18 protein-coding genes are annotated in these 25,019 nt (G+C 71.1%); 4 read left to right on the forward strand and 14 right to left on the reverse strand.

What is annotated here, in order from left to right:
* The gene (locus tag ACIBVN_RS03095) at positions 1-2,088 is read left to right on the forward strand and encodes an ATP-binding protein (RefSeq protein ID WP_397132060.1); all 2,088 of its coding nucleotides are present in this window, start codon (positions 1-3) and stop codon (positions 2,086-2,088) included.
* A 53-nt stretch (positions 2,089-2,141) separates the two neighbouring features.
* Here the strand turns inward: ACIBVN_RS03095 and ACIBVN_RS03100 are convergent, their stop codons facing one another.
* Complete coding sequence (locus ACIBVN_RS03100; protein WP_397132062.1) at positions 2,142-3,524, reverse strand: hypothetical protein; 1,383 nt, start codon at positions 3,522-3,524, stop codon at positions 2,142-2,144.
* Positions 3,525-3,864: 340 nt separating this feature from the next.
* On the opposite strand from ACIBVN_RS03100, the gene ACIBVN_RS03105 reads away from it, so the two are divergent.
* A complete protein-coding gene (locus tag ACIBVN_RS03105) occupies positions 3,865-4,359 on the forward strand; it encodes an IS5 family transposase (protein ID WP_397132064.1) in 495 nt (164 codons plus the stop codon).
* Between the two features lie 509 nt (positions 4,360-4,868).
* On the opposite strand, the gene ACIBVN_RS03110 is transcribed toward ACIBVN_RS03105, so the two are convergent.
* From ACIBVN_RS03110 to ACIBVN_RS03140, 7 genes are all read right to left on the reverse strand, one after another.
* A complete protein-coding gene (locus tag ACIBVN_RS03110) occupies positions 4,869-7,787 on the reverse strand; it encodes a glycosyl hydrolase (RefSeq protein WP_397132066.1) in 2,919 nt (972 codons plus the stop codon).
* Between the two features lie 91 nt (positions 7,788-7,878).
* Positions 7,879-9,690: a right-handed parallel beta-helix repeat-containing protein gene (locus tag ACIBVN_RS03115; protein WP_397132068.1), complete on the reverse strand. Its 1,812-nt coding sequence runs from the start codon at positions 9,688-9,690 to the stop codon at positions 7,879-7,881.
* Positions 9,687-10,454, reverse strand: coding sequence for a hypothetical protein (locus ACIBVN_RS03120; RefSeq protein WP_397132069.1), 768 nt, complete (start codon positions 10,452-10,454; stop codon positions 9,687-9,689). The genes ACIBVN_RS03115 and ACIBVN_RS03120 overlap by 4 nt, the downstream gene beginning before the upstream one ends.
* An 8-nt stretch (positions 10,455-10,462) precedes the next feature.
* Complete coding sequence (locus tag ACIBVN_RS03125) at positions 10,463-12,397, reverse strand: hypothetical protein (protein ID WP_397132071.1); 1,935 nt, start codon at positions 12,395-12,397, stop codon at positions 10,463-10,465.
* 2 nt (positions 12,398-12,399) lie between these two features.
* Positions 12,400-13,206, reverse strand: coding sequence for a carbohydrate ABC transporter permease (locus ACIBVN_RS03130; protein WP_397132073.1), 807 nt, complete (start codon positions 13,204-13,206; stop codon positions 12,400-12,402).
* Complete coding sequence (locus ACIBVN_RS03135; protein ID WP_397132075.1) at positions 13,203-14,135, reverse strand: carbohydrate ABC transporter permease; 933 nt, start codon at positions 14,133-14,135, stop codon at positions 13,203-13,205. The genes ACIBVN_RS03130 and ACIBVN_RS03135 overlap by 4 nt, the downstream gene beginning before the upstream one ends.
* The gene (locus ACIBVN_RS03140; RefSeq protein WP_397132077.1) at positions 14,132-15,403 is read right to left on the reverse strand and encodes an ABC transporter substrate-binding protein; all 1,272 of its coding nucleotides are present in this window, start codon (positions 15,401-15,403) and stop codon (positions 14,132-14,134) included. Before ACIBVN_RS03140 ends, ACIBVN_RS03135 begins: the two co-directional genes overlap by 4 nt.
* Positions 15,404-15,564: 161 nt before the next feature.
* Between ACIBVN_RS03140 and ACIBVN_RS03145 the strand changes: the two genes are divergently transcribed.
* Complete coding sequence (locus ACIBVN_RS03145) at positions 15,565-16,746, forward strand: FCD domain-containing protein (RefSeq protein WP_397132079.1); 1,182 nt, start codon at positions 15,565-15,567, stop codon at positions 16,744-16,746.
* 141 nt (positions 16,747-16,887) lie between these two features.
* Here the strand turns inward: ACIBVN_RS03145 and ACIBVN_RS03150 are convergent, their stop codons facing one another.
* Positions 16,888-19,287 (reverse strand): glycosyl hydrolase family 95 catalytic domain-containing protein, encoded by a 2,400-nt coding sequence (locus ACIBVN_RS03150; protein WP_397132081.1) that lies wholly within the window; start codon positions 19,285-19,287, stop codon positions 16,888-16,890.
* Positions 19,288-19,468: 181 nt separating this feature from the next.
* On the opposite strand from ACIBVN_RS03150, the gene ACIBVN_RS03155 reads away from it, so the two are divergent.
* Positions 19,469-20,299: an amidohydrolase family protein gene (locus ACIBVN_RS03155; protein WP_397132083.1), complete on the forward strand. Its 831-nt coding sequence runs from the start codon at positions 19,469-19,471 to the stop codon at positions 20,297-20,299.
* Here ACIBVN_RS03155 and ACIBVN_RS03160 read toward each other — a convergent pair.
* The 5 genes from ACIBVN_RS03160 to ACIBVN_RS03180 are packed head-to-tail and all read right to left on the reverse strand — an operon-like array spanning position 20,292 to position 25,000.
* Positions 20,292-21,338: an aldose 1-epimerase family protein gene (locus ACIBVN_RS03160; RefSeq protein WP_397132085.1), complete on the reverse strand. Its 1,047-nt coding sequence runs from the start codon at positions 21,336-21,338 to the stop codon at positions 20,292-20,294. The two genes, ACIBVN_RS03155 and ACIBVN_RS03160, sit on opposite strands and share 8 nt — an antisense overlap.
* A complete protein-coding gene (locus ACIBVN_RS03165) occupies positions 21,335-22,033 on the reverse strand; it encodes an SDR family NAD(P)-dependent oxidoreductase (RefSeq protein WP_397132087.1) in 699 nt (232 codons plus the stop codon). The genes ACIBVN_RS03160 and ACIBVN_RS03165 overlap by 4 nt, the downstream gene beginning before the upstream one ends.
* Positions 22,030-23,058 carry a hypothetical protein gene (locus ACIBVN_RS03170; protein WP_397132089.1) on the reverse strand — a complete coding sequence of 343 codons (1,029 nt, stop codon included), beginning with the start codon at positions 23,056-23,058 and terminating at the stop codon, positions 22,030-22,032. The genes ACIBVN_RS03165 and ACIBVN_RS03170 overlap by 4 nt, the downstream gene beginning before the upstream one ends.
* Positions 23,046-24,236, reverse strand: coding sequence for a CaiB/BaiF CoA transferase family protein (locus tag ACIBVN_RS03175; RefSeq protein WP_397132091.1), 1,191 nt, complete (start codon positions 24,234-24,236; stop codon positions 23,046-23,048). Before ACIBVN_RS03175 ends, ACIBVN_RS03170 begins: the two co-directional genes overlap by 13 nt.
* On the reverse strand, positions 24,236-25,000 hold the full coding sequence (locus ACIBVN_RS03180; RefSeq protein ID WP_397132093.1) for an enoyl-CoA hydratase/isomerase family protein: 765 nt from the start codon (positions 24,998-25,000) through the stop codon (positions 24,236-24,238). The genes ACIBVN_RS03175 and ACIBVN_RS03180 overlap by 1 nt, the downstream gene beginning before the upstream one ends.
* Positions 25,001-25,019 lie beyond the last annotated feature (19 nt).

A 25,019-nucleotide genomic window follows, 5' to 3' on the forward strand; every position in this document is an offset into this window, starting at 1 on the left:
GTGAAAGACACGATCCGGAACGTCCAACAGCCGGCGGGGGACTGGCAGCAGACCGACGCCACCGGTTTCGTCGGACGACGGCACGAGATCTCCCAGGTCAGGCGGATCCTGGCCAAGACGCGCCTGCTGACCCTGACCGGCGCGGGCGGGGTCGGCAAGACCCGGCTGGCGCGACGTGTCAGCGAGCTCCTGCCGCAGCGCTACCGGGACGGGGTCCGGCTGGTGGAGCTGGCCACCATCGACGACGAGGACCTGCTGGCCCCGGCCGTGGCCGCCTCGTTGGGGATCCATGACCGCACACCGGACCTCGTGGCCCTGCTGACAGAGCATCTGGCGGACAAACAGCTGCTGCTGGTGCTGGACAACTGCGAGCACCTGCTCGGCGCGTGCGCCCGGCTGGTGCACCAGCTCCTGCGCGGCACCTCGCGGCTGCAGATCCTGGCCACCAGCCGCCAGTCACTCGGGGTGTACGGCGAGCAGGTGCTGCCGGTGCCGTCATTGCCGATCCCGCAGCCCGGCGACAGTACCCGCGACATCGCCCGGCGGGACGCCGTGCGCCTCTTCGCGGAGCGGGCGGCGACCATCCGGCCGGGCTTCCTCGTCAACGCGGCCAATGCCCAGGCGGTCGCCCGGCTGGCCCGCCGCCTGGACGGGATTCCGCTGGCCATCGAGCTGGCGGCGGTACGGCTGCGGACGACATCGGTGGAAGACCTCGTGGACGAGCTCGACGAGCGCCTGAAAGTGGCGGCCGAGGCCGACTCCGGCAGGCTCGCCCGCCACCAGACACTGTGGGCGACCATGGAATGGAGCTTCGGGCTGTGCTCGTCCGGCGAGCAACGGCTGTGGGAGCGGCTGTCGATGTTCGCGGGCGGCGTGGAGCTGGAGACCGCCGAAGCCGTCTGTCCAGGGCAGGGTCTGGCACGCGAGGACGTGCTGGATCTGATGATGGGGCTCGTGGACAAGTCCATCCTGGGCGGCGAGCAGCACGGCACCAGAGTCCGCTACCGCATGCTGGAGACCATCCGCGCGTACGGCCGCGAACAGCTGTCCTCACTGGACGCGGAGGCGCTGCGCGAGCGCTACATCGGCCACTATCGCCGGCAGGCGGAGCGAGTGCGCGTGGACCGGGCGGACCCGGACCAGATCGATCGCATGCGGGCGCTGGAGCTGGAGCTTCCCAACGTGCGCGTCGCCCTCGACCTCTGCTTCGGCCGGCCCGACGACGCCCCCGCCGGTTTGGAGATCGCCGCCAAGCTGTGGGCCAACTGGCTCGTCGCCGGCGCTCTCGGCGAAGGCCGCTATTGGCTGACACGCGGCCTCGCGCTCGTGCCCGGACCGAGCGTCAGCCGGGCGATGGGCCTGTGGGCCGACGGGCTGCTCGCCTACTACCAGGGCGATCCGGTGGCGGCAGCCTACGCGCGCGAGTGCTTGGCGCTCGCGCGGCAGCTGAACGACGAGGCGGCGCTCGGGTTCGCCGTCCAGCTCTCCGGCGTCGCGAAGTTGTGCGAGGGCGACGCCGAGGGTGGGCTCGCGCTCCTGGAGGAGGCCCGCGACCTGCACTGGGCGAGAGGCGACGTCCACGCCGTGGGGGTCACCCTGTACCTCGCCGCCATCTTCGCCGCCACGATGAGCCCGGACCGGGCCGCCGAGTACGGCGAGGAACTCGTGATGTTGTGTGAGAAGCGCAACGCGGCCCTCTTCCGCGCGTACGCACTGTACGGGGTCGGCATGGCCCGCTGGGAGCAGGGCGACTGGCAGCAGGCCGAGGCCAGCATGCGGGAGGTGGCCGCGTTCTGGGGCGCCGCCGACGACCGGTGGGGCCTGCCCAACTGCCTGGAGGTGCTGGCCTGGACGGCCGGGGCACGCGGCCGGCACGAGCGCGCCGCCCGGCTGCTGGGCGCCGCCCACCTCCTGTGGGAGGCGGTCGCCTGCTCTCCGATGCGGCAGCGCCTCCACGCGAGATCGCACCAGGAGTGCGCCGAGCGGGCACGCCGCGCGCTGGGGGCCCGGGCGTTCACGGCGGCTTTCCGGGACGGCACGCGGCTCGAGCTGTCCCGGGCGGTCGCCTACGCGCTGGAAGAGCCATGACGAGCACCACCAGCCCCCGCCGTGCTCTGTACTGGTGTCCGAGCGTGTCACAGCTACTTGAGGTCGGAGACGAAGGTCTTGGCCAGCCGTACGAGGGCTGACTGCGCGACGGAGGACTCGAAGGCCGGGGCCAGGTAGCCGGGACTGCCCACGATGCCGCCGCCGGTGGTCGTACCTCGGTAGGTGAATTCGAGCGTGCGGTCGCCGAGGAGGACCTCGACCAGGACCTCGTGGGTGGTGCCTTCCTCGGGGCGGTTCGGCCGGTACGTGGAGGACACCACGGCGAACGCCTTCTCCCCGAGGCCGGAGATGTTCTGGCGGACCTCGTAGTCGGTGTGGATGTTGGCGTCGCCGACGCCGCCCTTGGCGTTGTAGCGGTCGAACTTCTTGGCGGCCCGGTCGAACTGGAACTTCGAGCCGAAGCCGTCCTTGCCCCAGTTGGTCAGGTGGATGACCAGCGTGCCGCCACGGGCGGTGAACTCCTGGCCGGGGCTGTGTTTGACGACCTCGCTGATCTTCCAGGTGCAACTGGTCTGCTGGATGCCGCCGGAGTTGCCGCCGACGGACGGGCCCTCGACGGTGGGGAAGAAAGCCGACTTGATGTCGGAGGTGGTGAGGATCGCGCAGGGGCCGGAGAGCTTCACGGCGGCGGCGTCCTTGGCCATCTCGGCGGTGATGAGCTCAGCGACCTTGCCCGTGGCCTCGCGGACCGAGTCGCCGGTGGGGTATTTGTCGCCGGTCCGGTTGTCGCCGCCGTACGAGATCTCGATCAGCCAGGGGCCCTGCCGCACGTACACGGTGGTGAAGAGGCCGCTGCGGCCGATCGAGCTCTGGCTGTAGGACGCGTCACCGAAGGTGAGTTCCTTGAGCGGGCCGAACGCGGAGCCGGTGGTTTTGCCGTCGATCCGCTTGCCGTCGCGGACGTTGACGCGGCGCTCATACGATTTCTTGTCGCGGTCGAACTGGTCCTTGGCGTAGTCGAGCGCGTTCTGGGATTTGCTGCTGCGGGCCTCCACGGAGATCTTCAACGAGCGGTAGCCGAGGACGCCGGAGCCCACGTCCATCTTGCTGTTGTTCCACGAGCAGGCCGCGCGCTTCTCGGTCTCGGTGGCCACGCTGGTGGACGCGTCGTTTCCGCCGTACTTGCCATCGGTGACCAGAGTTTTGCGGTACGCGTCGGGGACGGCGGCGCAGAGCTGGTCGCCGGTGAGCGCCCGCAGTTTCACCGCCGCGACCGTCGGTGTCGCGGACGCGACGGCCTTCCGCCGGGTGGCGGAGGTGGTCGCGGCCTGGGGAGGTTCGTCGCTGGACGCGCGTAGGAGCAGCCAGCCGCCGGTCGCCAGCCCGCCGACCATGAGGGCGCCGAGCACGATGATCAGCCCGATCAGCAGCCCCTTTCCGCCGCCGCGGCGAGGCGGCTGAGGTGGCGGTGGCAAGTACCCACCGGTCTGCCGGCCCTGCGCTCCGTGTCCCTGAGGCTGCCCAAGCGGCTGGCCCTGCGGCCACTGGGGATGAACGGGCCCGTTGGACGGCGGGTACGGCGTGGGCATCGCGACCTTTCAACCGGCAGATGGCTGGTCGCGATTCTACGGAGAGCTGAATGCCCGGTCTGTCAGGCGAACACTCGACAGGATGATCAGCTTTTGGCGACTACCCGGGAAGAAGAATCGCAAGAAGTCCGCGTGAGGTGGCGGGCCAGCGGCTGGTTGCCCGTCAAATCAGCAGATAGTGCGCGTGGAGTGTCTGGGTGATCAGGCGGGCGGCCATCTTCGCGGTGTGCAAGGCGTCCAGCGTCACGGCGCGTTGTTCCGCGCGGCGTTCCTCGCGCTCGGTCGGTCCGGGGGCGGGAATCAGCCACCAAGGCATGATCCCTATTTCGAGCGGACCGGTCTGCCCATCTCTGTCGCAATCAGCGCGGCCAACACCCACGACAGCCTGGGCTTGGAGCCGCTGGTGCACAGCATCCCGCCGATCCGCTCCCGCCGTGGCCCGCGCCGTCGCCGACCGGGCAAGCTGCACGGCGACAAGGGCTACGACTACCCGCACCTGCGCACCTTCCTGCGCGGACGCGGTATCGTCCCGCGCATCGCCCGCCGCGGCATCGAATCCAGCCAGCGCCTGGGCCGGCACCGCTGGGTGGTCGAACGAACGGTCTCCTGGCTGGCCGGATGCCGCCGCCTTCATCGCCGCTACGAACGCCGGGCCAACCACTTCGCATCCTTCGTCGCCATCGCCGCAGCACTCATTTGCTACCGCCGACTCGCCAAATGAGACGTCGTCTAAGTCTGCGACCCGTTCGTGTTGACCACGCCACACCAGTCACAGGGCTCAGGACCAGGCTCATCGGTGCTCATGCCGATCGACTACCCGGGTCCGGGTAGTGCTTCGCGACGTCTGCCCGCGACGTGAGCGCACGCTGCTTGAGAAATGGCGGGACGAATTGTGGCCGCGTGCTTACATCGGTGGTCGCGTCGGGGTCGTTTTGGTGCCCATCACGCTCGACCGGCCCTTGGGGCGCCGGAAGGTCGTCGACAAGGAGGGCCGCGAGATCCGGGTCTGCCCGATCACGGGCTCGCGATTGAAGACCATGCAAGAGTGCCTGAAGTAGGGTGTGGGTGCCGAATACCCTGTCATGTCATGTGACCTGCTTGTATTCGTGGATGAATCAGCTCCTATCGGTGCGGCCAGCAGCTCGCCGATCATGTGGAAGTGCTCCGGGGAAGCGCCTCGGTGCCTCCGATGGAGATGCCGTGGGCCCCATCGCAGACGGAGCTGAGCAGTCAACTTGTGTGAGGCACCACCACGCGAGCTTCGCCGTACGGCACCAGCCGGACAGGGCCCATGAGGCCATAAGGCTGGCGGGTCAGCCGCCCGTACACGGCAGGGTCGGCGACCCTGAGCCGGTTGCCGAGCGGCGTCGCCACCTCCACCTCGATCGTGTTGGCCCCCTGCCTGAGGTGCGGCCCGACGTCCACGACCGGGTTGATCTGGTCCACCGGGTCCAGGCGCCGCCCGTTGACGCTCACCCGGCACGTGTCCGTCACCTCGCCGAGTTCCAGGTACGCCCCGCCCTCCAGCCGTATGTCGGTGGTGTAGACGCCGATGCCCGATACGTCGGCCAGATCGGGAATGTCCGACCAGGGGGACAGCCGGTCGAGGGCCATCCGGTGCGTGGTCGTCCCCTCCGGTCGCCAGTCCTCGACCTCCAGCTGCCATGACGACAGGACGACCGGCTCGGGCACCGGTCCGATCACGGAGGTCACCGTCCGGCCGTCGGACAGCGTGGTCGTGTACGTCCCGGCGCGGGAGGCACGCACCACCAGCGCGCCCTTCTCGAACCTCACCAGGTCCGCGTCCGTCGCGACGGCGTGCGGCCCCTCCGCCCTCCCGGTCCCGAACAGGCCGGGCCGGCCGATGGCCACCACCATCGACTCGCCCGGGCGCAGCCTCGCCCGCAGCCGGATCCCGTCGCCGTCCTCCGCGCAGAGCGCCAGCCGCTCGGCCTGCCCGGTCCACGGGTCCAGCAGGTACGGCACCCCGTCGCGGGCCGTGCGGGCCAGCGTGACCTGGTGGTCGACAGGGGCGATCGGCGGCTTGGGGTTCTCGACGTGCTTGCCGTTGCACAGGTAGTAGTAGTCCACGTCACCGGCCACCCGGCGGGCCGTGAGCAGCGTGGACGCGGTGGCGTACCGCACGTCGGGCCGCACGCCGAGGGCGTCGAGCGCGGACGGCACGTCGCCCGCTGCCGCGACCATGCGCACGGTGGGCCGCGAGAGCAGCTCCGCCAGGACGCCGCGGAGCCGCTCGTTCTCCCCGTCCCGTGCGACGCCGGGCACCGAGGCCGCCCGCCAGTCGCCCAGCAGCACGATCGGCAGCCCCGCCGTGGCGTATCCCAGCAGCCGCCGCGCCACCCCCACGGTCATCGTGCACTCGCCGGCGTTGAAGCGGTCGCCCTCGACGAACAGCGCCTTGTACGCCGGCCCGTCCGGCGCCAGCCGTCCGTGCGCGACCCGGGCGGCCGGCAGGTCGAGCAGCGGCCCGCTGACGAACTGATGGGTCCAGCCGATGGGCACGCCGCTCGCGGTGAACCAGCCGGCGCCGATGCCGGTCTTCGTGTAGCCGGTCTGCCGCAGCACCGCCACGTCGGCGCGCGGCGCGCCTTCCCGCATGACCTGGTGAATTCTTGCGAAATATCCAGAAATGTCAGCCATATGCCGCCAGGTGGGCTGGCGCGGCCCCCAGGACTCGGCGTACCCGGCGGTCCCGTTGTAGGGCGTGAAGGCGGCGAACCCGGGCCAGGCCGCGCCGGGCGCCGTGGCGTAGGAGAAGCCGTGCAGGACGGTCTGGTTGAGCCCCGCCGCGTACGCGCCACCCATCGTGCGCAGCAGCTTCGTCCAGGTCGTGGTGTACGCCCCGCCCTGGTACGCCCCCGCCTCGCAGGACAGCACCTCGCGGCCCGCCAGGTCCCGGCCGCCCGCCAGGCACCGGTAGTCGTCGAGGTTCTTGAACCCCAGCGACTCGCCCTCGGCCACGTCGAGAATCGCCGCGCTCGCGATGGCGTCGGTGCGCAGCCCGTACGGCTGCGCCCGCAACTCCAGGCCGATCGAATGCGCCCAGTCGCGCAGCATCCCGAGATGGTGCTCGTTGAACAGCTCGGAGACCGTGTCCCAGTAGTCCTTGCGCGCGTGCCTGGTCAGCGCGGCATCGTAGGCGAAGACCTGGTCCTCGTCCTTCAGCACGATGACCGGCAGGAAGGGCGCCAGGTCGTAGCCCCGCCGCCGCCCGAACTCCGCCGGCAGCCCGGGCGTCCACGGCAGCGCGTCGCTCTCGATCTCGATGGAGTCCTCGAACAGCGCACCGCCCGCCCGCTTCAGCAGCCGCCGCACGGTGGGCGTGAGCAGCGTGGACTCCCAGTAGTCGATCACTGCCCGGGTGCCGGCCCGGCTGAAGTGGTCCACCACATACGCTTCGGGCACGGTGTGCGGCCCGGACTCCGGACGCTGGCCCGAGCCCCGTTCCCAATAGGCGATCAGCACCCATTCGCCCTCGGCGGGCGCGGTCCAGTCGACGCGCCCGTCGCTCACCGGCACCCGCACCACCGAGGCGGGGTCGAGGCCGGTCTCGTCGCGGGTGGAGTTGGCGGACTCGACCCTGGCCGCCTGGACGAGCAGCAACTTGCGTACCGGATGCCCGGCCACGGCGGGAGGCGGCGCCTCGCCCGCGTACGTGGCGCCGCCCGCCACGGTGACCGAGCCGTGGGCCAGCTCCTTGACCGCCGCGTCGCTTTCAGGCGTGATCGTGGGGACGGCCGCCGGCCAGGAGGGGCCGAGGGTGAGGTCGATGCGGAGGCCGCGCCTGGCCGCCTGGTCGAGCGCGGCCTCGACGGCGGCGTTCCACGCGGGGGTGCCCCAGCCGTGCCCGGCCGGGTCCAGCACGGACTTGTCGCGGATGCTGTGGTGCACCGCCGCGATCTCCGCCCCGCCGAACCCGGCGTCCGCGAGCTGGTCCACCTCCCGCCTGATCTCGGCGGGATCCACGTGCGCGTCGGGCCACCACCAGCGCACCATCGGCCGGGCGGCCCGGCGCGGGTGCGCGAACCAGCCCGCCCCCGCAGAGGTGGCGGAGGCGGGCGAGCCGGTGAGGGCGAGCGTGGTGGCGGTGCCCAGGAAGAGGAAGCCTCGGCGCGTGAGGTTGTTCACGATGCGCTCCAGGGGGTGCGCGGCCGGGCGGCGAAGCCCAGCTCCAGGGGGTGCGGGGCCGGGCGGTCAAGCCCGGCCCCGGAGGGTTCGCCTAGCTCGGGATCGGGTACGGGAACGCGCTCGTCACGCCGATCTTGTCGTACTCCATCTTCGAGGTGTCGAAGCCGTCCGCCCAGTTGGCGTTGGTGACCTCGTTGCACTTGTAGGCCTGGTACTTGTCGTCGCTGACCTTGCCCACCTCGACGTTGGAGATGGAGAAGCCGCAGCCGCCCGCGTCCATGTGCACGCCGCGCGTGCCGGAGTCCGGCATCTGCCCGGCGGGGTCGTTGAGGACGTCGCCGATCACCATCTGCGTGACGTAGTTGTCGATCGGGTGCGGCTCGACGTTGTGCACGCCGTAGGTGTAGAAGGCGCCCATGTCGCCGCTGTCGAGACCGGTCTCCTCCAGGCGGATGTAGGAGAACTTGTTGCCGCGGGCGTAGTTGTCCTCGTTCTTGATCTCGGGGCGGACCTCCAGGCTGATGCCGTAGCGGGCGCTGTGCTTGACGACGATGTTGCTGACCTCGTTGTAGCCCGTGCTCATCAGCTCGATGCCGGCCGCGTCGCCGGGGACGAGCTCGCCGACGTGGTAGATGTAGTTGTTGGTGAACACGTGGTGTCCGGAGATGGCGCCCTCGCCGGGATAGCCGCCCTCCACCTTGATGCCGTCACCGCCGATGTTGGCCAGCAGGCTGTCGGCCACCTTGACCCGCTCGTTGGCGAAGTTCAGGAAGACGCCCGTGTAGCCGCTGTCCGAGATGTGCAGCCTGGTCAGGTCGATGTCACGGGTGTTCTCCAGCGTGATCATGCCGAACCTGTTGCGCGGCAGCTCGATCTGCCGGTCGTAGACCGGGTACTTGTGCTCGTAGCCCGAGTCACCCGGGCCGTTCCAGCCGTACCGGTACCAATCGACGAAGTCGGAGTACTGCAGCGCCAGCCCGTCGAAGGCGACGTTCTGCACCCGCCGATCGGGCGACGACCCGTGCAGCGAGATGAGCGTCTTCACCGTCGGGGCCAGGACCTTGTCGATGGAGCTCTTCGGCCAGTAGTAGACCTCGCTGTTGGCGAAGTCGAAGTAGTACTCGCCCGGCTGGTCGAGGAAGCGCAGCGTGTTCTGCAGGAAGTAGCGCGAGCCGCTGCGGCTGTTGACGAGGTGGAAGCGGGCGTCGTAGCTGAGCGTGAAGAAGTTCTTGCGGAAGTCGGCACCGCCGAGCGGCACGGTGTCGGTGAACCAGCTCCACGACCCGCCCGACCAGACGACCATCTGCGCGTTCTTGTCGAAGTCGGGGTCCCACTCCTTCGGGACGTCCTTGGCGTCGAAGAAGAGCCAGTTGTGCACGGCCTGGTACTCCGCCTCCGGCAGCACGGAGAACAGGTACGGCGACCACAGGTCGTCGCTGGTCCTGTTCGGGTAGCGGGCGGTGGTGGCGCGCTTGCCGTCCTCGAAGAGCGTGTAGAAGTTCCGGTCGACCTTGGTCTTGTAGATGTTGTCCTTGTACTTCTGCCAGCCGGTCAGCGGCTTGGCCCCGAGCAGCCTGGCCTTGCCGGGTCCGTCGGCGCTGCGGTAGATGATCTTGTGGCCGTTCTCGCCCGAGTCGGCCTCGGTGAAGTTGATCGTCTTGTCGACGACGTAGCCACCGGTCTTGAGGTTGACCACGATGTCGCAGTTCTGGTGGTTCTTTTTGGCCCGGAGCTGGTCGCGGGCCTGCTCGATGGACTTCCACGGGCGCTGGGCGCTGCCGTCGCCGCGGTCGCTGCCTGACGGGGAGACGTAGTAGTTGCAGTTGGCACTGGCGGCGTCCGTACTCGGGGACGTCAAGCCGCCCAGGAGTAAGACGACCGCGCCCAGGGACCTGAGGATCACTGGCTCTCCTTCACATTCCGCCACCGCTCGTACTCGGCGCGGGTTTCGGGGGTGAGTGGGTAGTAGTCGGAAAGCGCCCCGCCCTCCTCGATGCGGGCGCGGCTGTAGCGCTCCCACTGCTCGTGGTCGGCGGCGGCCTCGAGCACCGCCTCGGCCCGGCGGCGCGGCACCACCACGGCGCCGTCGTCGTCGGCCACGCACAGGTCGCCGGGCAGCGCGAGCGCCCCGCCCACCGCCACCGGCACGTCGTACGCCCACGGGAACAGCTCCGCCTGCGAGGCGTAATGCGGGGTCGCGCCCGTGGTCCAGAGCGGCAGGCCGATGCCGCTCACCCGAGGCAGGTCCCTGATCCGGCCGTCCACCACGATGCCCGCGCCGCCCTTGCGCTTGAAGTAGCGCACCAGCATGTCGCCGAAGCAGCCGGTGTACGCGCTGCCGTAGGCCTGCACCAGCAGCACGTCGCCGGGCTCGATGGCCTCCAGCACGGCCCACAGCGCGGTGTGCCGCTCGACGTACTCCTGGCCGAGCCCCGAGGCGATGTCCTCGCGCTGCGGCATGAACTGCAGCGTGCGGACCCGGCCGGCGATCTTCTGGCCCTGGGCGATGGGACGCGGTCCCTCGATGAAGGTCCGCCGTATGCCCTGGGCGTGCAGCTTGGCGCAGGCGGTGGCCGAGCTGATCCGGGACAGCCCCTCCACGAGGACGGGATCGGGTTTGGCGGGCAGCGGCCCGCGAACAGGCAGATCCCAGATGGCGTCGTCCATGTATCTCCTCAGTAGTGCTGGTGTGACGGCGTGCGGACGCGCGCGGTCGTGTGCAGGTCGAGCCGGATGCGGCGGCCCGGCGGCAGCTCGACGAGCAGGCGCGGCCCGTCCACCGTCACCTCCTGCTCCGACTCGGTGATGGGGGGAGAGGTGTAGGCGCGCGGGTCGCCCGGGAAGCCCTCGCTCGCCCGAGTGACGACCGCGCGGTCGATGTCGTGCTCGCCGAACGCGCCCGCCTGCACCACGACCCTGCGGGTACGGGTCAGGCCCAGGTTGACCAGCTCGACGCGGACCCCGTCGGGGCGTACCGAGTCGACCAGCGCGGCCACGTCGTGGGGCAGCCCCGGGCGGTAGCGGTCGGCGTCGAAGTAGGCCAGCCTGGTGGGCAGCAGCCCGCCGTTGTAGAGCACCTGCGGGGTGCCGGTGACGAGCTGCAGCAGCGCCTCGGTGAGCACAGGGTTGAGCCGCTGCCAGTGGTGCACGTGGATGGCGGCCAGGTCCTCCTGGTCGGCATGGATGAGCGCCATCCGCCGCTGCACCTGGCTGAGCGCGGTGGACAGCATGGCCTCGGGGAAGCCGGGGTTGGCGCCGCGCAGGAACTCCAGCCAGGGCGCCTCGTGCCCGGCCTCCTCCTTGTTCCTGAACGGGCGCACCGTGGACCAGTCGTAGCCGGAGGCGGCCCGCAGCCGGTCGATCCGTTCGGCCTCCCCGCGCCCGAGCGAGGCGTGCCAGAGCCAGACCGGCAGGCCGAGCTGCGGCGGCTGGAAGTCGAACCAGCCGTGGTCGTCGTGCCGGTTGGGCACCAGCATGGTGGGCTTGCCGGCCTCGTCGCCGAGCTCGGCCAGCCAGCGGTCGCTGATGCTCATCTCGGTCTCGGTCACGCCGGCTTGGACGGCCTTGTCGTACACGGTCTCCAGGGGGGCGCGGCCGATGGCGAGCGCGTCGTCGTCGCCGGTCAGCAGGTGGGCGTTGAGCGCGGCGATCGCGGCGGCGGCGCCCACGCTGTAGAGGCCGTGCGGCCACTGCCAGCCGTAGTTGCCGCCGTACCAGCGGCCGCCGTGCAGCTCGCCCACCTCGCCGGACGGGCCGACGTTGTCGGGCAGGATCCCGTCGTTGGCCTCGGCCCGCCGCTGCCAGGCGCCGATGTAGCGCAGCGCCCAGTCGCGGTAGCGGTCGTCGCCGTCGTACAGCCAGGCGTTGACGGCCAGGCTGGTCGCGGCCAGGTTGACGGCCACGTCGCCGCGGCCGATGCGCTCGCTCATGGCCGCGCCCATGCGGGCGGCGTTGTTCGGGTCGGCCAGGTCCTCCCACGTCGTGATGCCCGGCAGGTCGCGCAGCGGCAGCCCATACGGCCGCATGCTGACCAGGTCCGTGTGGTAGGAGGCCCACTCCCACTGCAGGCCGTAGCGGGGGCCGCCGGCGCCGTTGTGCGGGGCGCGGATGATGTCGTGCTCGGCGTCGTAGTTGGCGGAGCCGGGCAGGTAGAGGTCGGCGAAGCGGCGGGCGCGGTCGCGGAAGCGCTCGTCGCGCGGGTCGGCCGCGCAGATGCCGTAGAACAGCAGGAGCGACTCGCCCTGGTGGAACCAGTCATAGCCGCGCTCGAACTCGTCCACCAGATAGCCCAGCTCGGTGAGCTGCGCGGTCACGCCCTCCCAGTGGTGCTTCGACGCGTCCAGCAGGTCGTCGGCGCCGCCGAGCTGGTAGAGCGTCGGCCAGTTGAAGAACGCCTCGTAGAAGTCGTCGGCGCCGTCCCTGTCGGCGGCGGGGCCGTGGTAGATGAGCCGGCCGTCGGGCCCGCAGTAGCGGCCGGCGAAGGCCCGCCAGGCCTCGTCGAGGGCGTCGAACAGCCTGCGCTCGAGCACCGCCCAGGCCGGTGGCACGCCGAGCGGGACGGTCGCTGTGACAGAGGGATCGCTCGCGTGTCCCGGAGATACAGCTCGCATCTTCACCCTTTCGTTGCTCCCGCGGTGAGGCCGCTGATGATGTGCCGTTGCATGAAGACGAAGAAGACCAGCAGCGGGGCGATGGCCAGCAGCAGCGTCGGGAAGACCACCGTGTAGTCGGTGGAGTACTGGCTGACTGCCGCGTAGACGCCGGTGGTCACGGTGTAGAGGCCGCTGCCGGGGCCGAGGATGATCTGCGGGTTCACGAAGTCGTTCCACACCGAGAAGGTGTTGAGGATGACCATCGTGGCGACCGCGGGCCTCATCAGCGGGAAGACGATCTGCCAGAACGTACGCAGCCTGCCCGCCCCGTCCACGGCCGCCGCCTGGTCGAGCACGGCCGGGATGGTGGCGATGTAGCCGGCGTACAGGAAGATCGAGAAAGGTAGCGTTAACACGGTCTCGAACAGCACGAACCCCCGGATGGTGCCCATCAGGCCGAGGGTCTTGAGCACGTACACGACGGGGATGACCAGCACCTGGCCCGGGATGAACGTGCCGGCCAGGAAGAAGAGCATCAGGATCCGGAAGCGGCGCTTGGGGCTGCGCGCGATGACGTAGGCGGCGGGGGCGGCCAGCACCACCGACAGCACGTTGACCGCCACCACGAACAGCAGCGTGACCGCGTACCCCTTGACCACGTTGAACTGCGGGTTCGTCAGCGCCCTGCCCAGGGGTTCGAGCGTGAGGTTCCCCAGGCCGAACGGGTTGCCCAGGATGTCCTGCTGGCCCTTGAACGCGTTGACGGTCAGCACGTACAGGGGGATGAGCATGAAGGCGACGGTCGCCCAGAGGAAGGTCTTTCTCATTGGTGCGCCGCCAGCTCGCCGCGCCTGCGCAGCTTGGTCACCACGAACGCCAGCGCCGCCGTCACCAGCATGAGCAGCACCGACTGCGCCGAGCCGAAGCCGAGGCGCGAGTCGTGGAAGGAGTTCCACAGGATGAGGTAGGCGACGGTCTGCGTCTGGCCCGCCGGGCCGCCCGCCGTCAGCGACACCACCAGGTCGTACGTCTTGAGCAGCGTCACCAGCGACAGCACGATGTTGACCGTCACCGACGGGCCCAGCGCGGGCAGCGTGACGTTCCTGAACACCTGCCAGCGCGTCGCGCCGTCGATGCGCGCCGCCTCGATCAGCGAGTGCGGCACCGCCTGCAGCCCGGCCAGGTAGAGCACCACGTTGACGCCGAACCCCGCCCACACCAGCACCGCGATCATGGTGATGGTGGCCCAGGCCGGGTCGGACAGGAACGGCAGCACCTGCCCGCCCCACTTGCTCACCAGGTTGTTGACCGCGCCGGTGGTGCCGAGGATCGCCGACCAGAGGAAGCCGACCACGAGGGCGCTGAGCACGTGCGGGTAGAACAGCACGATCCGGAAGAACGTGTTCGCCTTGGAGACGCCGTTCACCAGGACGGCGAAGCCGAGGCCGAGGAGGTTGAGCCCGGCCGTGCCGGCCGCGGCCACCAGCAGGGTGACGAGGGCGGCGCGGCGCAGCTCGGGGTCGTCGAGGAGATCGAGGTAGTTGGCGGCGCCGACGAAGGCGGGGTCGGCGCTGAAGCCGTCCCAGTCGGTGAGGCTCAGGTAGAGCGCCAGGCCGACCGGGACGATCAGCATCACGGTGTAGAGGACGGTGGCGGGGCCGACCATGATCGCGGTGGCCCATCCGTCGCCGCGCTTACGCTTCGGGAGGGCGGGTGCTTCGGTGAGGGCTGGGGGTGCTTCCCGGGTGAGCGTCATTTGCGGCCGGCCAGCCAGCGGTCCACGCCCTCGGCGACCTCCTTGGGCGACTTGCCCACGTACAGGCCCTGGACCTCGGTGTTCCAGGCGGCGTTGAAGCCCTTGGGCAGGGTCGCGTCGCCGTACCCCTCACCCTGCGGGACGCCGGAGGGGGCGCCGTCGAGGATCTGCTGCACCTGCTTCTCCAGCGGGGTGAACTCGCGCTCCACGCCGGCGCGGAAGTTGCCGTCCTGCTTGAGCTGGCTCTTGACCGCCGCCGGGTCGGTGACGAGCCACTGCACCAGCTTGAGCGCCTCGTCCTTGTTCGGGGTGGACTTGAGGATCATGTACGGGGCCGCCATCGTGGCGCCCTGCGGCCCCGGGTACTGCTGGCCCTTGTCGACCGGGGCGGGGAAGACGCTGACCTCGAAGTCCTTCTTGGCCTTGGCCTCGGCGGCGGTGAACCAGCTCCCCATGATGTACATGGCCGACTTGCCGGACAGGAACGCGGTCTCGGCGTCGGCGTACTTCATGCCCAGGGCGTTCTTGTCGACGTACCCCTTGTCGATCCAGGCGCGGTAGCGCTCCAGGTACGGCAGGAGCGACTCGCCCGCCTTGAGCTTGCCCGCCTTGATGTCCTGCTGCCAGGTGGGGTGCGACTGGGCGCGCGACGGGCCGGAGAACTGCAGGAGCTGGAGCCCGGTCAGGAACTCGCCGCCGGTCTGCAGCGGCAGCCACCCGGCCGCCTTGAGCTTGCCCATCGCGGCGTCGAACTCGTCAAGCGTGGCCGGCGGCTTGTCGATCCCCGCCTTCTCGAACGCGCTCTTGTTGTAGAAGACCAGCGACTGCGCCTGCACGCCGACGCCCACCGAGTAGATCTTGCCGCCCAGGCTCGCCTCCTTGGCCAGCGGCGTGTCCTTCGCCCACGGCTGGTCGGTCAGGTCGAGCATCTGCTTGGAGAGCGTCTCGTCCGCCGTCAGCGTCTCGACCACGTCGGGCGGGCTGCCCGCGGCGAGCTGCTGCGGCAGTGTGTCCGCCACGCCCTTGCCGGTCGGTGCCTCGACCTTGACGTCGATGCCGGGGTTGGCCTGCTCGAACGGCTTGACCAGGCCGTCCCAGTACGCCTGAGTGAGGTTCGGGGTGATGTTGACCAGCATCCTCACCGTGACCTGGCCGCCCTCGCTCTGCTTCGCCTGCGAGTCGCCGGCGAAGCCGCCCCCGCCGCAGCCGGTGAGCAGGAGCAGGCAACCGAGGGCGGCTGGGGCGAGGAATGGACGGGGGGAACGCATCGCACCTCCAAGGGGGCGAGATCTGCGACGCCTTTTAATGGGTCGATACTCGATTAGCGATTATTTAATACGTTGGTCACATAGCCTCGTCAAGGGGCTATGCGGCGCTACAAATAAGTTTCCAGCGGGTTGCTGAGTCATAAATACGTTAAGGTGGGGCTGTGGCTGGACGCACTGAGGACAAGCGGCTGGTGCTGGGTGAGGAGGAGCGCGCCACTCTTCGCGAGTGGGCGGAAGGGTCCTCCGAGGGGTTGAGTCTGCGGAGCCGTATCGTGCTCGCCTGCGCCGACGGGCTGCCCCGCAAGGAGATCGCCGACCGGCTGGACGTGAGCCCGGCGACGGTGGCGAAGTGGCGGGCCCGCTTCGTGGAGCGGGGGCTGGACGGGCTGGCGGACGCGCCGCGCCCCGGCCGGCCGCGCAGCGCCGAGCGGCAGGAGGCCGAGCGGGTGATCGCCGCCGCGGCCGGCGGCTCGGCCGTGCCCTCGACCCGTACGATGGCGCGCCAGCTCGGGCTCTCCCAGTCGACGGTGGCGCGGATCTGGCAGGAGCAGCAGGTCGCGCCGCCCGCGGCCCGGCTGCTGCCGAGGGAGCTGCTGTCCGACCGGGTCTACGCGCTGCTGCGCGGCTGGATCGTGTCGGGGGAGCTGGTGGCGGGGCAGCGGCTGGTGGAGGCGGAGATCGCCCGCCGGGTCGGCACCAGCCAGGCCCCGGCTCGTGAGGCGATCAAGCGGTTGGCGCACGAGGGGCTGGTCATCTCCTATCCCAACCGGGGGAGCTACGTCGCGGAGATCTCGGACGAGCAGGCCCGCGAGGTCCGCGACATCAGGGTGTTGCTGGAGGAGTATGCCGCACGCGGTGCGGCCGTCCGCATCCAGGCCGACACGTTGCGCGAGCTCTCGGCCGACGTGATGGCGATGCGCCAGGCGGCCCGCGACGGGGACATCGGGGCCTTCCGCGACGCCGACCTGGCCTTCCACCGGCGGGTCTGCGCGGCCTGCGGAAACTCGTTCCTGCTGCGGTTGTGGCGGACGATCGAGTCCAACCTGTGGAGCCTGCACGTGGTGGGCAACCCGCTGTACGACGGGGACTGGACGGCGATGGCCGGTCACCACGACGACCTGGTGGCGACCCTGGCGTCGGGCGACCCCGACGAGGCGGCCCGCCTGTTCGCCGCGCACGCCCGCGGCGAAGCCTCCCGCACCCGCCCCCGCACCCGCCCGGCCACTGTCCCGGCGGGCTCGTCGCCCGAGGCGCGGGCGACCGCCCCGGGCCTGGCGGGCTCGTCGCCCGGCGCGTCCGGCGTCCCGGCGTTCTCGGACACCGCACCCGAGACGGCCCCCTGACGCGCCCGCTGAGGAGACGGGAGCGTCGCGCCGTGCCATGGGTCCGCCCGTCGGGCCGTCCGCCCGTGCACCGCGCCTGCCCGTGCGTGTCGAGCACCCGTGCCGCGCCACCGCACGCCGGTGGCGCGGCGCGGCGGGTGCTCAGGGGGCGAGGTCGTACGTGGCTCCTCGGCGGGTGTCGAAGACGAGCACGCCCTGCTCCGGGCGGTCGGCCTGGACCGGGCGCCCGTGCGACGTCACCGTCACCGGCTGAGCCGTCCTGAGCGTGAGCTTGCGCCCCAGGTCCGAGCAGATGCGCCCCCGGACCAGTGCGCCGGCGCTCCACGACAGGTCCACCTCGAAGCCGCCCCGCGCCCGCAGCCCGCGGAACGACCCGGCGGGCCAGGCGGCGGGCAGGGCGGGCAGCAGGTGCACCTGGTCGCCGTGGCTCTGCAGGAGCATCTCCGTGATCCCCGACACCCCGCCGAAGTTGCCGTCGATCTGGAACGGCGGGTGCAGGTCGAACATGTTCGGCGCCGTACGGGCGGGCAGCAGCAGGTTGGACAGCCGCTTGTACGCCTCGGGAGCGTCCAGCAGCCGCGCCCAGAAGTTGATCTTCCAGGCCAGCGACCACCCGGCCCCCGCCTCGCCACGCAGTTCGAGGGTGCGGCGGGCGGCGGCGGCGAGGTCGGGCGAGAGGCGGGGGTCGATCTGGTGGGCGGGGAAGAGGCCCCACAGGTGCGAGATGTGGCGGCTGCGCGACAGCGCGGCGTCGCCCCGGTAGTCCTCCTGCCACTCCTGGATCTGTCCCAGGTGACCGATCTGGTTGGGCACGAGCCGCGCCCGGGCCTCAAGGACCTTCGAGCGCATCCCGTCCTCGACGCCGAGGGCCGAGGACGCCTCCGCGAAAGCCTGGAAGAGGTCCCGCAGGATCTGCATGTCCATCGTGGGCCCGGCGCAGATGCTGACGTTCTCCCCGCCGTCCTCGTGGTGCCCGACCTCCGGAGAGTGCGACGGGTTCGTCACCAGGTAGCCGGTCCTGGGATCGGTCTGCAAGGTGTCCAGGAAGAACTCCACCGACCCCTTGATCAGCGGGAAGTGCTCGTGCAGCCGTCGCTCGTCGCCCGTGTAGAGGTAGTGCTCCCAGAGCATCAGGCACAGCCACGCCCCGCCGGTCGGCCACACCCCGTAGAACGCGAAGTCCACCGGAGCCGTCCCGCGCCAGCCGTCGGTGTTGTGGTGCGCCACCCAGCCCTTCGCGCCGTACTGCTTCTCGGCCGTCCTGGCGCCCGACTCCGCCAGGTCCTTGACCAGGTCGAACAGCGGGTCCATGCACTCGACCAGGTTGGTGGGCGCGGCGGGCCAGTAGTTCATCTCGCAGTTGATGTTGATGGTGTACTTCGACTCCCACGCGGGCGTGAGCGAGTCGTTCCAGACGCCCTGCAGGTTGGCGGCATAGCCGGGCGCGCGGGAGCAGGAGATGAGCAGATAGCGGCCGAACTGGAAGTACAGGGCGGCGAGCGCGGGATCCGTGTCGAGCTGCTTGCGCGCGATCCGCTCGTCGGTGGGCAGCGCGGCCGCCTCCGACGTGCCCAGGTCGATCTCGACCCGGCCGAAGAGCTCCTGGTAGTCCCGTACGTGCTTGCGCCGCAGCACCTCGTACGGCTGCCCGCTCGCGCGTACGAGATGCCGCCCCGCCACCTCTGCCGGGTCGCCGCCGACGTCCTTGAAGCTGCGGTAGCTGGAGCCCATGGAGATCAGCAGCGTGACCTCGTCGGCGCCCTCGACGATCAGCGTGCCGCCGTCCGTACGGACCGTGCCGCCGCGCGCCTCGGCCTTGGCCACGGCGCGGAAGCGGACCTCGCCCTTCAGGCCCTGGGTGTCGCCGCTCACGCCGTCGAGGGCGATCGAGTCCCGCCCGGCCGAGGCGGTGGCGGACTTCTGCGGGCTGGAGAAGGTCGCCTGGAAGCTCACCGAGCCCGGTTTGTCGGCCGTGTGCCGTACGACGATGACCTGGTCGGGGTTGCTGGCGAAGGCCTCGCGCGTGTGGCGCACGCCGTCCCGCACGAACGTGACGGTGGTGACGGCGCGGGTCAGGTCCAGCTCGCGGCGGTACTCCGTGAACTCGGCCGAGCCCGGGTACGTCAGCGCGAGGTCGCCCAGCACCTGGTACGCCGCCTGCTCGCTGGGCTTGCCGAGGAACTTCTTGTCCGCCAGGTTCTGCGCGGCCTGCCATTTGTCCTCCCAGACCAGCTGCCTGATCTGGGGGAGCGCGGCCAGCGCCTCGGGGTTGTCGTAGTCGTGCGGCCCGCCGGCCCAGATGCTGTCCTCGTTGAGCTGCAGGCGCTCGGTGGCGACGCCGCCGAAGACCATGGCCCCGAGCCGGCCGCAGCCGATCGGTGTCGCCTCGAGCCAGACAGCCGCCGGGCGCTTGTACCAGAGCACCAGCGGGTTGCTGCCGGGCTCGGCGGCGAATGCCGGGCTGGTCACGAGCAGGGAGCCCGCCGCCGCTCCTAAACCGGTCTTGAGTACGCCTCGTCGTGTGTAGCCGTCGTTGGACACAGTTACTCCAGAAGGCAGTGAGGGCGCGTGGATGCGTACCACCTGTCCGGCGTGAAAGCCGCTCACAGGGACGCCACAGGCGCGGTGAACGTAGGATGTATCTTTACGTGAAGTAGTCATCAGATGTCCAGACCTCCCAAGGATCTAGTCCAAAGATGGGATGTCTGCTAATTTGCCGACCATGGCCCGCATTGACGCCCACCACCACGTCTGGGATCTCGCCACCCGCGCGCACGGCTGGCTCGACCCCGAGCCGATGGCGCCCGTCCGCCGCACGTTCACCCTCGACGACCTCGCCGGACCCGCCGCGGCGGCAGGGGTGACCGCGACCGTGCTGGTCCAGGTGCTGCCCGACCTGGCGGAGACGCGGGAGTTCCTGGCCCTGGCCGCGCGGTCCGAGCTGGTCGCGGGCGTCGTCGGGTGGATCGACCTCACCGCGCCCGACGCCGCCGACACCCTGGCCGGGCTGCCGCAAGGGCTGGTGGGCGTCCGCCACGGCGTGCAGTCCGAACCGGACCCCGGCTGGCTGAGCCGGCCCGACGTGCGGCGGGGGCTCGCCGCGGTGTCCGCCGCCGGGCTGGCGTACGACCTGCTCACGTTGCCACACCAGCTCCCCGCCGCCATCGACACGGTGGGCGCCCTGCCCGAGTTGACGTTCGTGCTCGACCACCTGTCCAAGCCGCCGATCGCCTCGGGCGAGCTGGAGCCGTGGCGGAGCCGGATCCTGGAGCTGGCCGCCCACCCCAACGTCTACTGCAAGCTGTCCGGCATGGTCACCGAGGCCGACTGGGCGTCCTGGCAGGTGGCCGACCTGCGGCCGTACGCCGAGACCGTGCTGGAGGCGTTCGGGCCCGAGCGGGTGATGTTCGGCTCCGACTGGCCGGTCTGCCTGCTCGCGGCCGGGTACGAGCAGGTGGCGCAGGCCGCCGGCGAGCTGTGCGCGGGGCTGTCGGAGGGCGAGCGGGCCGAGGTCTTCGCCGGCACGGCCCGCCGCGCCTACCGCATCAGCTGACCGAGACACGGAAGGTCGTGTGGTACGTGCGCGACTCCTGCGGCTCCAGCCAGATCATGCTGCCGTCCTGCCTGGCCGCGGCGTCGCCCGACACGTGGTGGGTGGACGGCTCCAGGCCGACCGCGTAGTTGCCCGAGCGCAGGTTCAGCCACTCGAAGAAGTACGGGAACTCCGCCGCCCGCCACTCCACGGCGACCTTCATGCCGAGCCGGTCGTTGACCACCGCCACCCGGTGCAGCCCGTCCGCGCCGGGGTTGAGCGCGTGCTCGTACACCTGCTCCACGAAGCCGGGCGCCGGCCCGGGGAAGGTGACGTGGTCGGCCTTCTGCTCGGCCACGCTGTCGCTCTGCCAGAGCGTCTCGCGGATGTCGGCCTCGAACCTGGCGCCCTCGTCGAGCAGCGGCCAGCCCAGGTTGATGTGGTAGAGGAACATGTGCGGCGCCGGCTCGAACCCGGCGTTGGTGACGGTGTCGACGAGCCTGATCTCGTCGCCGCCCAGGTCGGTCTCGATGCGGCGGACCAGGCGCAGGTTCTCGGCGAACACCGCGGCCTGGCGCACCTCGCCCTCGGCCCACAGCACGCAGCGGTCGCCGTCCCAGCGCTCGCCGTACCCGGTGAGCCGGGCCGGGATGTTGCCCACCCGGCCGTGCAGCCCGTGCCGCACGGACTGGCGGGGCGGGTAGCGGTAGCTGCCGGCGGGCACGTCGCCCCCGAACAGCGTGTGGTCGAGCCCGGCAGTGACGACGAGCCCGGAGAACGAGCGCAGCCAGGAAAGCCCGTCCTCGTCGGCGTTCTCGTGCAGCCCGGGGTGGCGGAAGCCGGTGGGGGAGCGCCAGCCGAACGAGCGCCCGGCGTGCTCGGCGTGCCCGATGTCCATGCACCTGTCCACCAGCACGTCGAACGCCAGGCCAGAGCCGGTGCGGAACTCCAATGTCCTGATGCCGCGCTCGAGACCGTCCCCGAGCGTCACCAGCCGGACCCCGCCGGCCGCGCTCAGGTCCCCGGTCAGCTCGGCCAGCCGCCTGCGGTCGGGCGTCATGCCATCACCCACCCTCCGTTGACTTCGATGGTCTGCCCCGTGACGAACGAGGCGTCGGGACCCGCGAGGAACGACACCACGGCGGCCAGCTCCTCGGGCGTGCCGCGCCGCTGGAGCGACTGCCGCTCCAGGACGAACCGGTTGTACGCCTCGGGGTCCTCGTGGATCTCCTCGGCCGCAGTCGGGAAGGCGCCGGGGGAGACGCAGTTGACCCGGATCTCGCGCGGCCCGAGCTCCCGGGCCAGCGCCCTGGTCAGCGCCGCCGCCGCGCCCTTGGTCGCCACGTACGCGGCCAGGTCGGACCAGCCGCCGTGCATGGTGATCGAGGCGATGTTGACGATCGCGCCGCCTGAGGTCATCTGCCTGGCGGCGTGCTGGGAGGCCAGCCAGTAGGCCCGCTGGTTGACCGCGTGCACGTCCTCGTACTCGGCCAGCGGCACCTCCAGGAACGGCCTGGCGGGGTAGACGGCCGCGTTGTTGACGAGGATCCCGACGGGGCCGAGCCGCGCGGCCGTCTCGGCGAACGCGGCCTCGATCGCGGCCGGGTCGCGCAGGTCGGCCTTCAGGTTGAGCGCGCACTCCAGCGCGCTCGCGTCGAGGTCGAGCGCCGCCACCTGGTGGCCGTCGGCGGCCAGGCGGCGGACGATCGCCCTGCCGAGCGCTCCGGCGGCGCCTGTCACGAGCGCCGTGGTCATTGCTGCCTCCATTCCTTGTGCAGTTCCCTGAGGAGTTCGCGGGCCTTGACGCGGGCGAGCAGCCCGTCGCGGATCAGCGCGGACGATCTCTCCTGCAGGGCGATGTAGCCGGGGAAGCGCGGCCTGATCCAGGCGGCCTCCATGGTGGCCGTCGTGGGGCCGTCCTTCCAGGCGGAGCGGGCCGCGCCCTGCCCGCCGGCGGCCGGGAACAGCTCCGTCTGCACGGGCTCCGACACGAGGCGGCGCAGGTGGGCGCGCACGGCCTCGCGGATCGCGCCGATGCGCCGCCTGGAGACCACGAGCCCGGTGCCGCCCAGCACGCTCCCGGGTGCCCGCCCCGGCCAGGCGGGCGCGTCGGAGAAGGCCAGCGGGTACGCGGTGTACTGGTACACCAGGGGGCAGTAGTCCGAGGCGTTCCCGGCCATGGCGTCGAGGACGCCGATCGGGTTGAGCAGCGACACCGCCGGATCGGCGAGCGCGAGCAACTCCGACATCAGCTCCAGCGCCCGGATCCCCTCCTCCTCGTCGAGGAAGTCGCCCGAGCACAGTGCGCAGAACATCAGGAAGGCGTGCGGACCGCCCAGGCACAGCGCGGTCCGCGTACCCTTGGCGAACTCCGCCACCTCCGGCCAGGACTTGGGCGCGTCCACGCCGGGCCGGGCGACGGCGACCTGGGTGGCCGCGTCGAGGGGCAGCGCCCACTGGCGCCCCTCCGGGCGGTAGCTGTCCCAGGTGCGGCCGACCGTGCCCGCCCGCAGCCGCGCCAGCTCGTCCGGCTCGAACAGCTCCTCCATCGGCACCAGCGCGTCCATGGCCGCGCCCAGCCCCGGGTGGTCGATGACGAGCACGTCGTACGTCTCGCACAGCCTCGCGATCGGCTCCGACTCGAAGCCTTCGAGCGGCTGCCGGTCCCACTCGATCGGCTCCGGCACGTCACCGTAGGGGTTGCTCCCGGCGAGATCCAGCCGCGTCAGCTCGTCCAGCGGGGCGTATCCCCGGGGATGGTCCCAGGTCAGTCCTCGCATGCCAGCACGCCCTCCGCCACCAGCTCGGCCGTGCGCTCCGGGGAGTAGCCCAGCTCGTCGAGCAGCTCCCTCGTGTGCTCGCCCACCAGCGGCGCGCCCCTGCGCACCTCCGGCGGGGTGGCGCTGAAGCCGTAGGGGAAGCCCGGCGTGGTGACCGTGCCCTCGGTGCGGTGGTCGTAGGTGACGAACGAGCCGTTGTGCTCGGCCTGCGGGTCCGCCACCAGCTCCGCGTACCCGTACACCGGGCCCGCCCACAGGTCGTGGCGGGCGCAGATCTCCAGCCACTCGGCGGTGGTGCGGTCCGGCAGCCTGCGGGCCACGATCGCGGTGATCTCGTCGCGCCTGGTGTGGCCGTCGGCGTCGCCGTCCATGCCGGCCAGCTCCGGCAGGTCCAGTGCCACGGCCAGCGCGTCCAGCCGGGGCATGCCGAGCGCGAGGTAGCCGTCCTTGGTGGCGAACACCCCGTACGGCGCCCGGATGTAGGTGTGGCCGTGCGGCTCGCGCCCGCGCCGCTGCGGCACCCCGCCGACCGTGAAGACCGACAGCTCCTGCATCTGCACGGCGATGGCCGCGTCCAGCATGTTGACGCTCACCCGCTGGCCCTCGCCGGTGCGCTCGCGGTGCAGCAGCGCGGCCAGCGCGCCCTCGAACGCGCTGTAGGCGGTGATGGCGTCGATGGCGTACGTGCCGGCGGGCGCGGGCGGATCCCCGTCGCGGCCCGTGCTCAGCATGGCGCCGCTCATGGCCTGCAGCAGCAGGTCCTGGCCCGGCCTCGACATGTACGGGCCGCTCTCGCCGTAGCCGGACATGGAGACGTACACGATGCCGGGGTTGAGGCCGCTGATCGTGTCGTGGTCCATGCCGAGCCGCTCGGCCACGCCGGGACGGTAGTTCTGCAGGAACACGTCGGCCGTCGCGGCGAGCTTGTGCACGATGGCGCGGCCCTCGTCGGACTTGAGGTTCACGGCGAGGCTGCGCTTGTTGCGGTTGAGCGACAGGAACGAGGCGTTGACCCGGTTGCCCGTCGCCCCGCCGGCGGGGGCGTGCCGCTGCCACTCGCCGGTCACCGGCTCCACCTTGACCACGTCCGCGCCCAGGTCGCCCAGCCGCATGGCGGCCAGCGGGCCCGCCATCGCGATGGACAGGTCGACCACGCGGTAGCCGTCCAGGACGCCCATCAGCGCCCCTCGAAGACCGGCTCGCGGCGCTCGGCGAAGGCGGCCCTGCCCTCGGCCGCGTCCTGCGTGGCGAAGCAGACGGTCTGCAGGTCGCGCTCGTACTGGATGGCCTGCTCGAGCGGCATCGAGTAGGCCGCCTTGAGGTTGGCCTTGGCGGTCTGCGCGGCGATCGGCGGCCGCTTGGCGATCGTCCCGGCCAGCTCGAGCGCCGCCGGCAGCAGCTTGTCCTGCGGGAACACGTCGGTGACCAGCCTCCAGGCCAGGGCGCGGGCGGCGTTGATCGGCTCGCCCGTCAGCAGCATGGTGGCGGCGTTGCCCGGCCCGACGCAGTGGGCCAGCAGCGCGGACTGGCCGCTGCCGCCGATCCAGCCCAGCTTGATCTCCGGGGCGGCGAACGTCGCCGTGTCGGCCGCCAGCCGGATGTCGCAGGCCATGGCCAGCTCCAGACCGCCGCCGTAGGCGTAGCCGTTGATGGCCGCGATGATCGGCTTGCGCACGGCGCGGACGGCGTCGCCGTAGTCGCCGCGGTTGCGGAACTCCCACGGCGTGGCGTACTCATCCAGCTCCCGGATGTCGCTGCCCACGCAGAACGAGCGCTCGCCCGCACCCGTGAGCACCGCCACCCGGATGGCGGGGTCGGCGTCCACCCGGCTCAGGCAGGCACGCAGCGCGGCGGCCATGTCGGGGGTGATCGCGTTGAGCTTGGCAGGTCTGTTGAGGGTGACGACGGCCACGGGGCCGTCCACGTCGATGAGGACGTCCAAGGGTGGGCTCTTTCTTGCC

The organism is Nonomuraea sp. NPDC049400, from assembly GCF_044466425.1.
In the GTDB taxonomy this organism is placed as follows: Bacteria; Actinomycetota; Actinomycetes; order Streptosporangiales; family Streptosporangiaceae; genus Nonomuraea.

Excerpts from the sequence above, each read along its gene's own strand:
- ACIBVN_RS03135 (WP_397132075.1), bottom strand. The coding sequence starts at position 14,135 with ATGACGCTCACCCGGGAAGCACCCCCAGCCCTCACCGAAGCACCCGCC.
- ACIBVN_RS03165 (WP_397132087.1), bottom strand. The coding sequence starts at position 22,033 with ATGACCACGGCGCTCGTGACAGGCGCCGCCGGAGCGCTCGGCAGGGCG.
- ACIBVN_RS03160 (WP_397132085.1), bottom strand. The coding sequence starts at position 21,338 with ATGACGCCCGACCGCAGGCGGCTGGCCGAGCTGACCGGGGACCTGAGC.
- ACIBVN_RS03155 (WP_397132083.1), top strand. The coding sequence starts at position 19,469 with ATGGCCCGCATTGACGCCCACCACCACGTCTGGGATCTCGCCACCCGC.
- ACIBVN_RS03140 (WP_397132077.1), bottom strand. The coding sequence starts at position 15,403 with ATGCGTTCCCCCCGTCCATTCCTCGCCCCAGCCGCCCTCGGTTGCCTG.
- ACIBVN_RS03130 (WP_397132073.1), bottom strand. The coding sequence starts at position 13,206 with ATGAGAAAGACCTTCCTCTGGGCGACCGTCGCCTTCATGCTCATCCCC.
- ACIBVN_RS03175 (WP_397132091.1), bottom strand. The coding sequence starts at position 24,236 with ATGGGCGTCCTGGACGGCTACCGCGTGGTCGACCTGTCCATCGCGATG.
- ACIBVN_RS03120 (WP_397132069.1), bottom strand. The coding sequence starts at position 10,454 with ATGGACGACGCCATCTGGGATCTGCCTGTTCGCGGGCCGCTGCCCGCC.
- ACIBVN_RS03170 (WP_397132089.1), bottom strand. The coding sequence starts at position 23,058 with ATGCGAGGACTGACCTGGGACCATCCCCGGGGATACGCCCCGCTGGAC.
- ACIBVN_RS03125 (WP_397132071.1), bottom strand. The coding sequence starts at position 12,397 with ATGCGAGCTGTATCTCCGGGACACGCGAGCGATCCCTCTGTCACAGCG.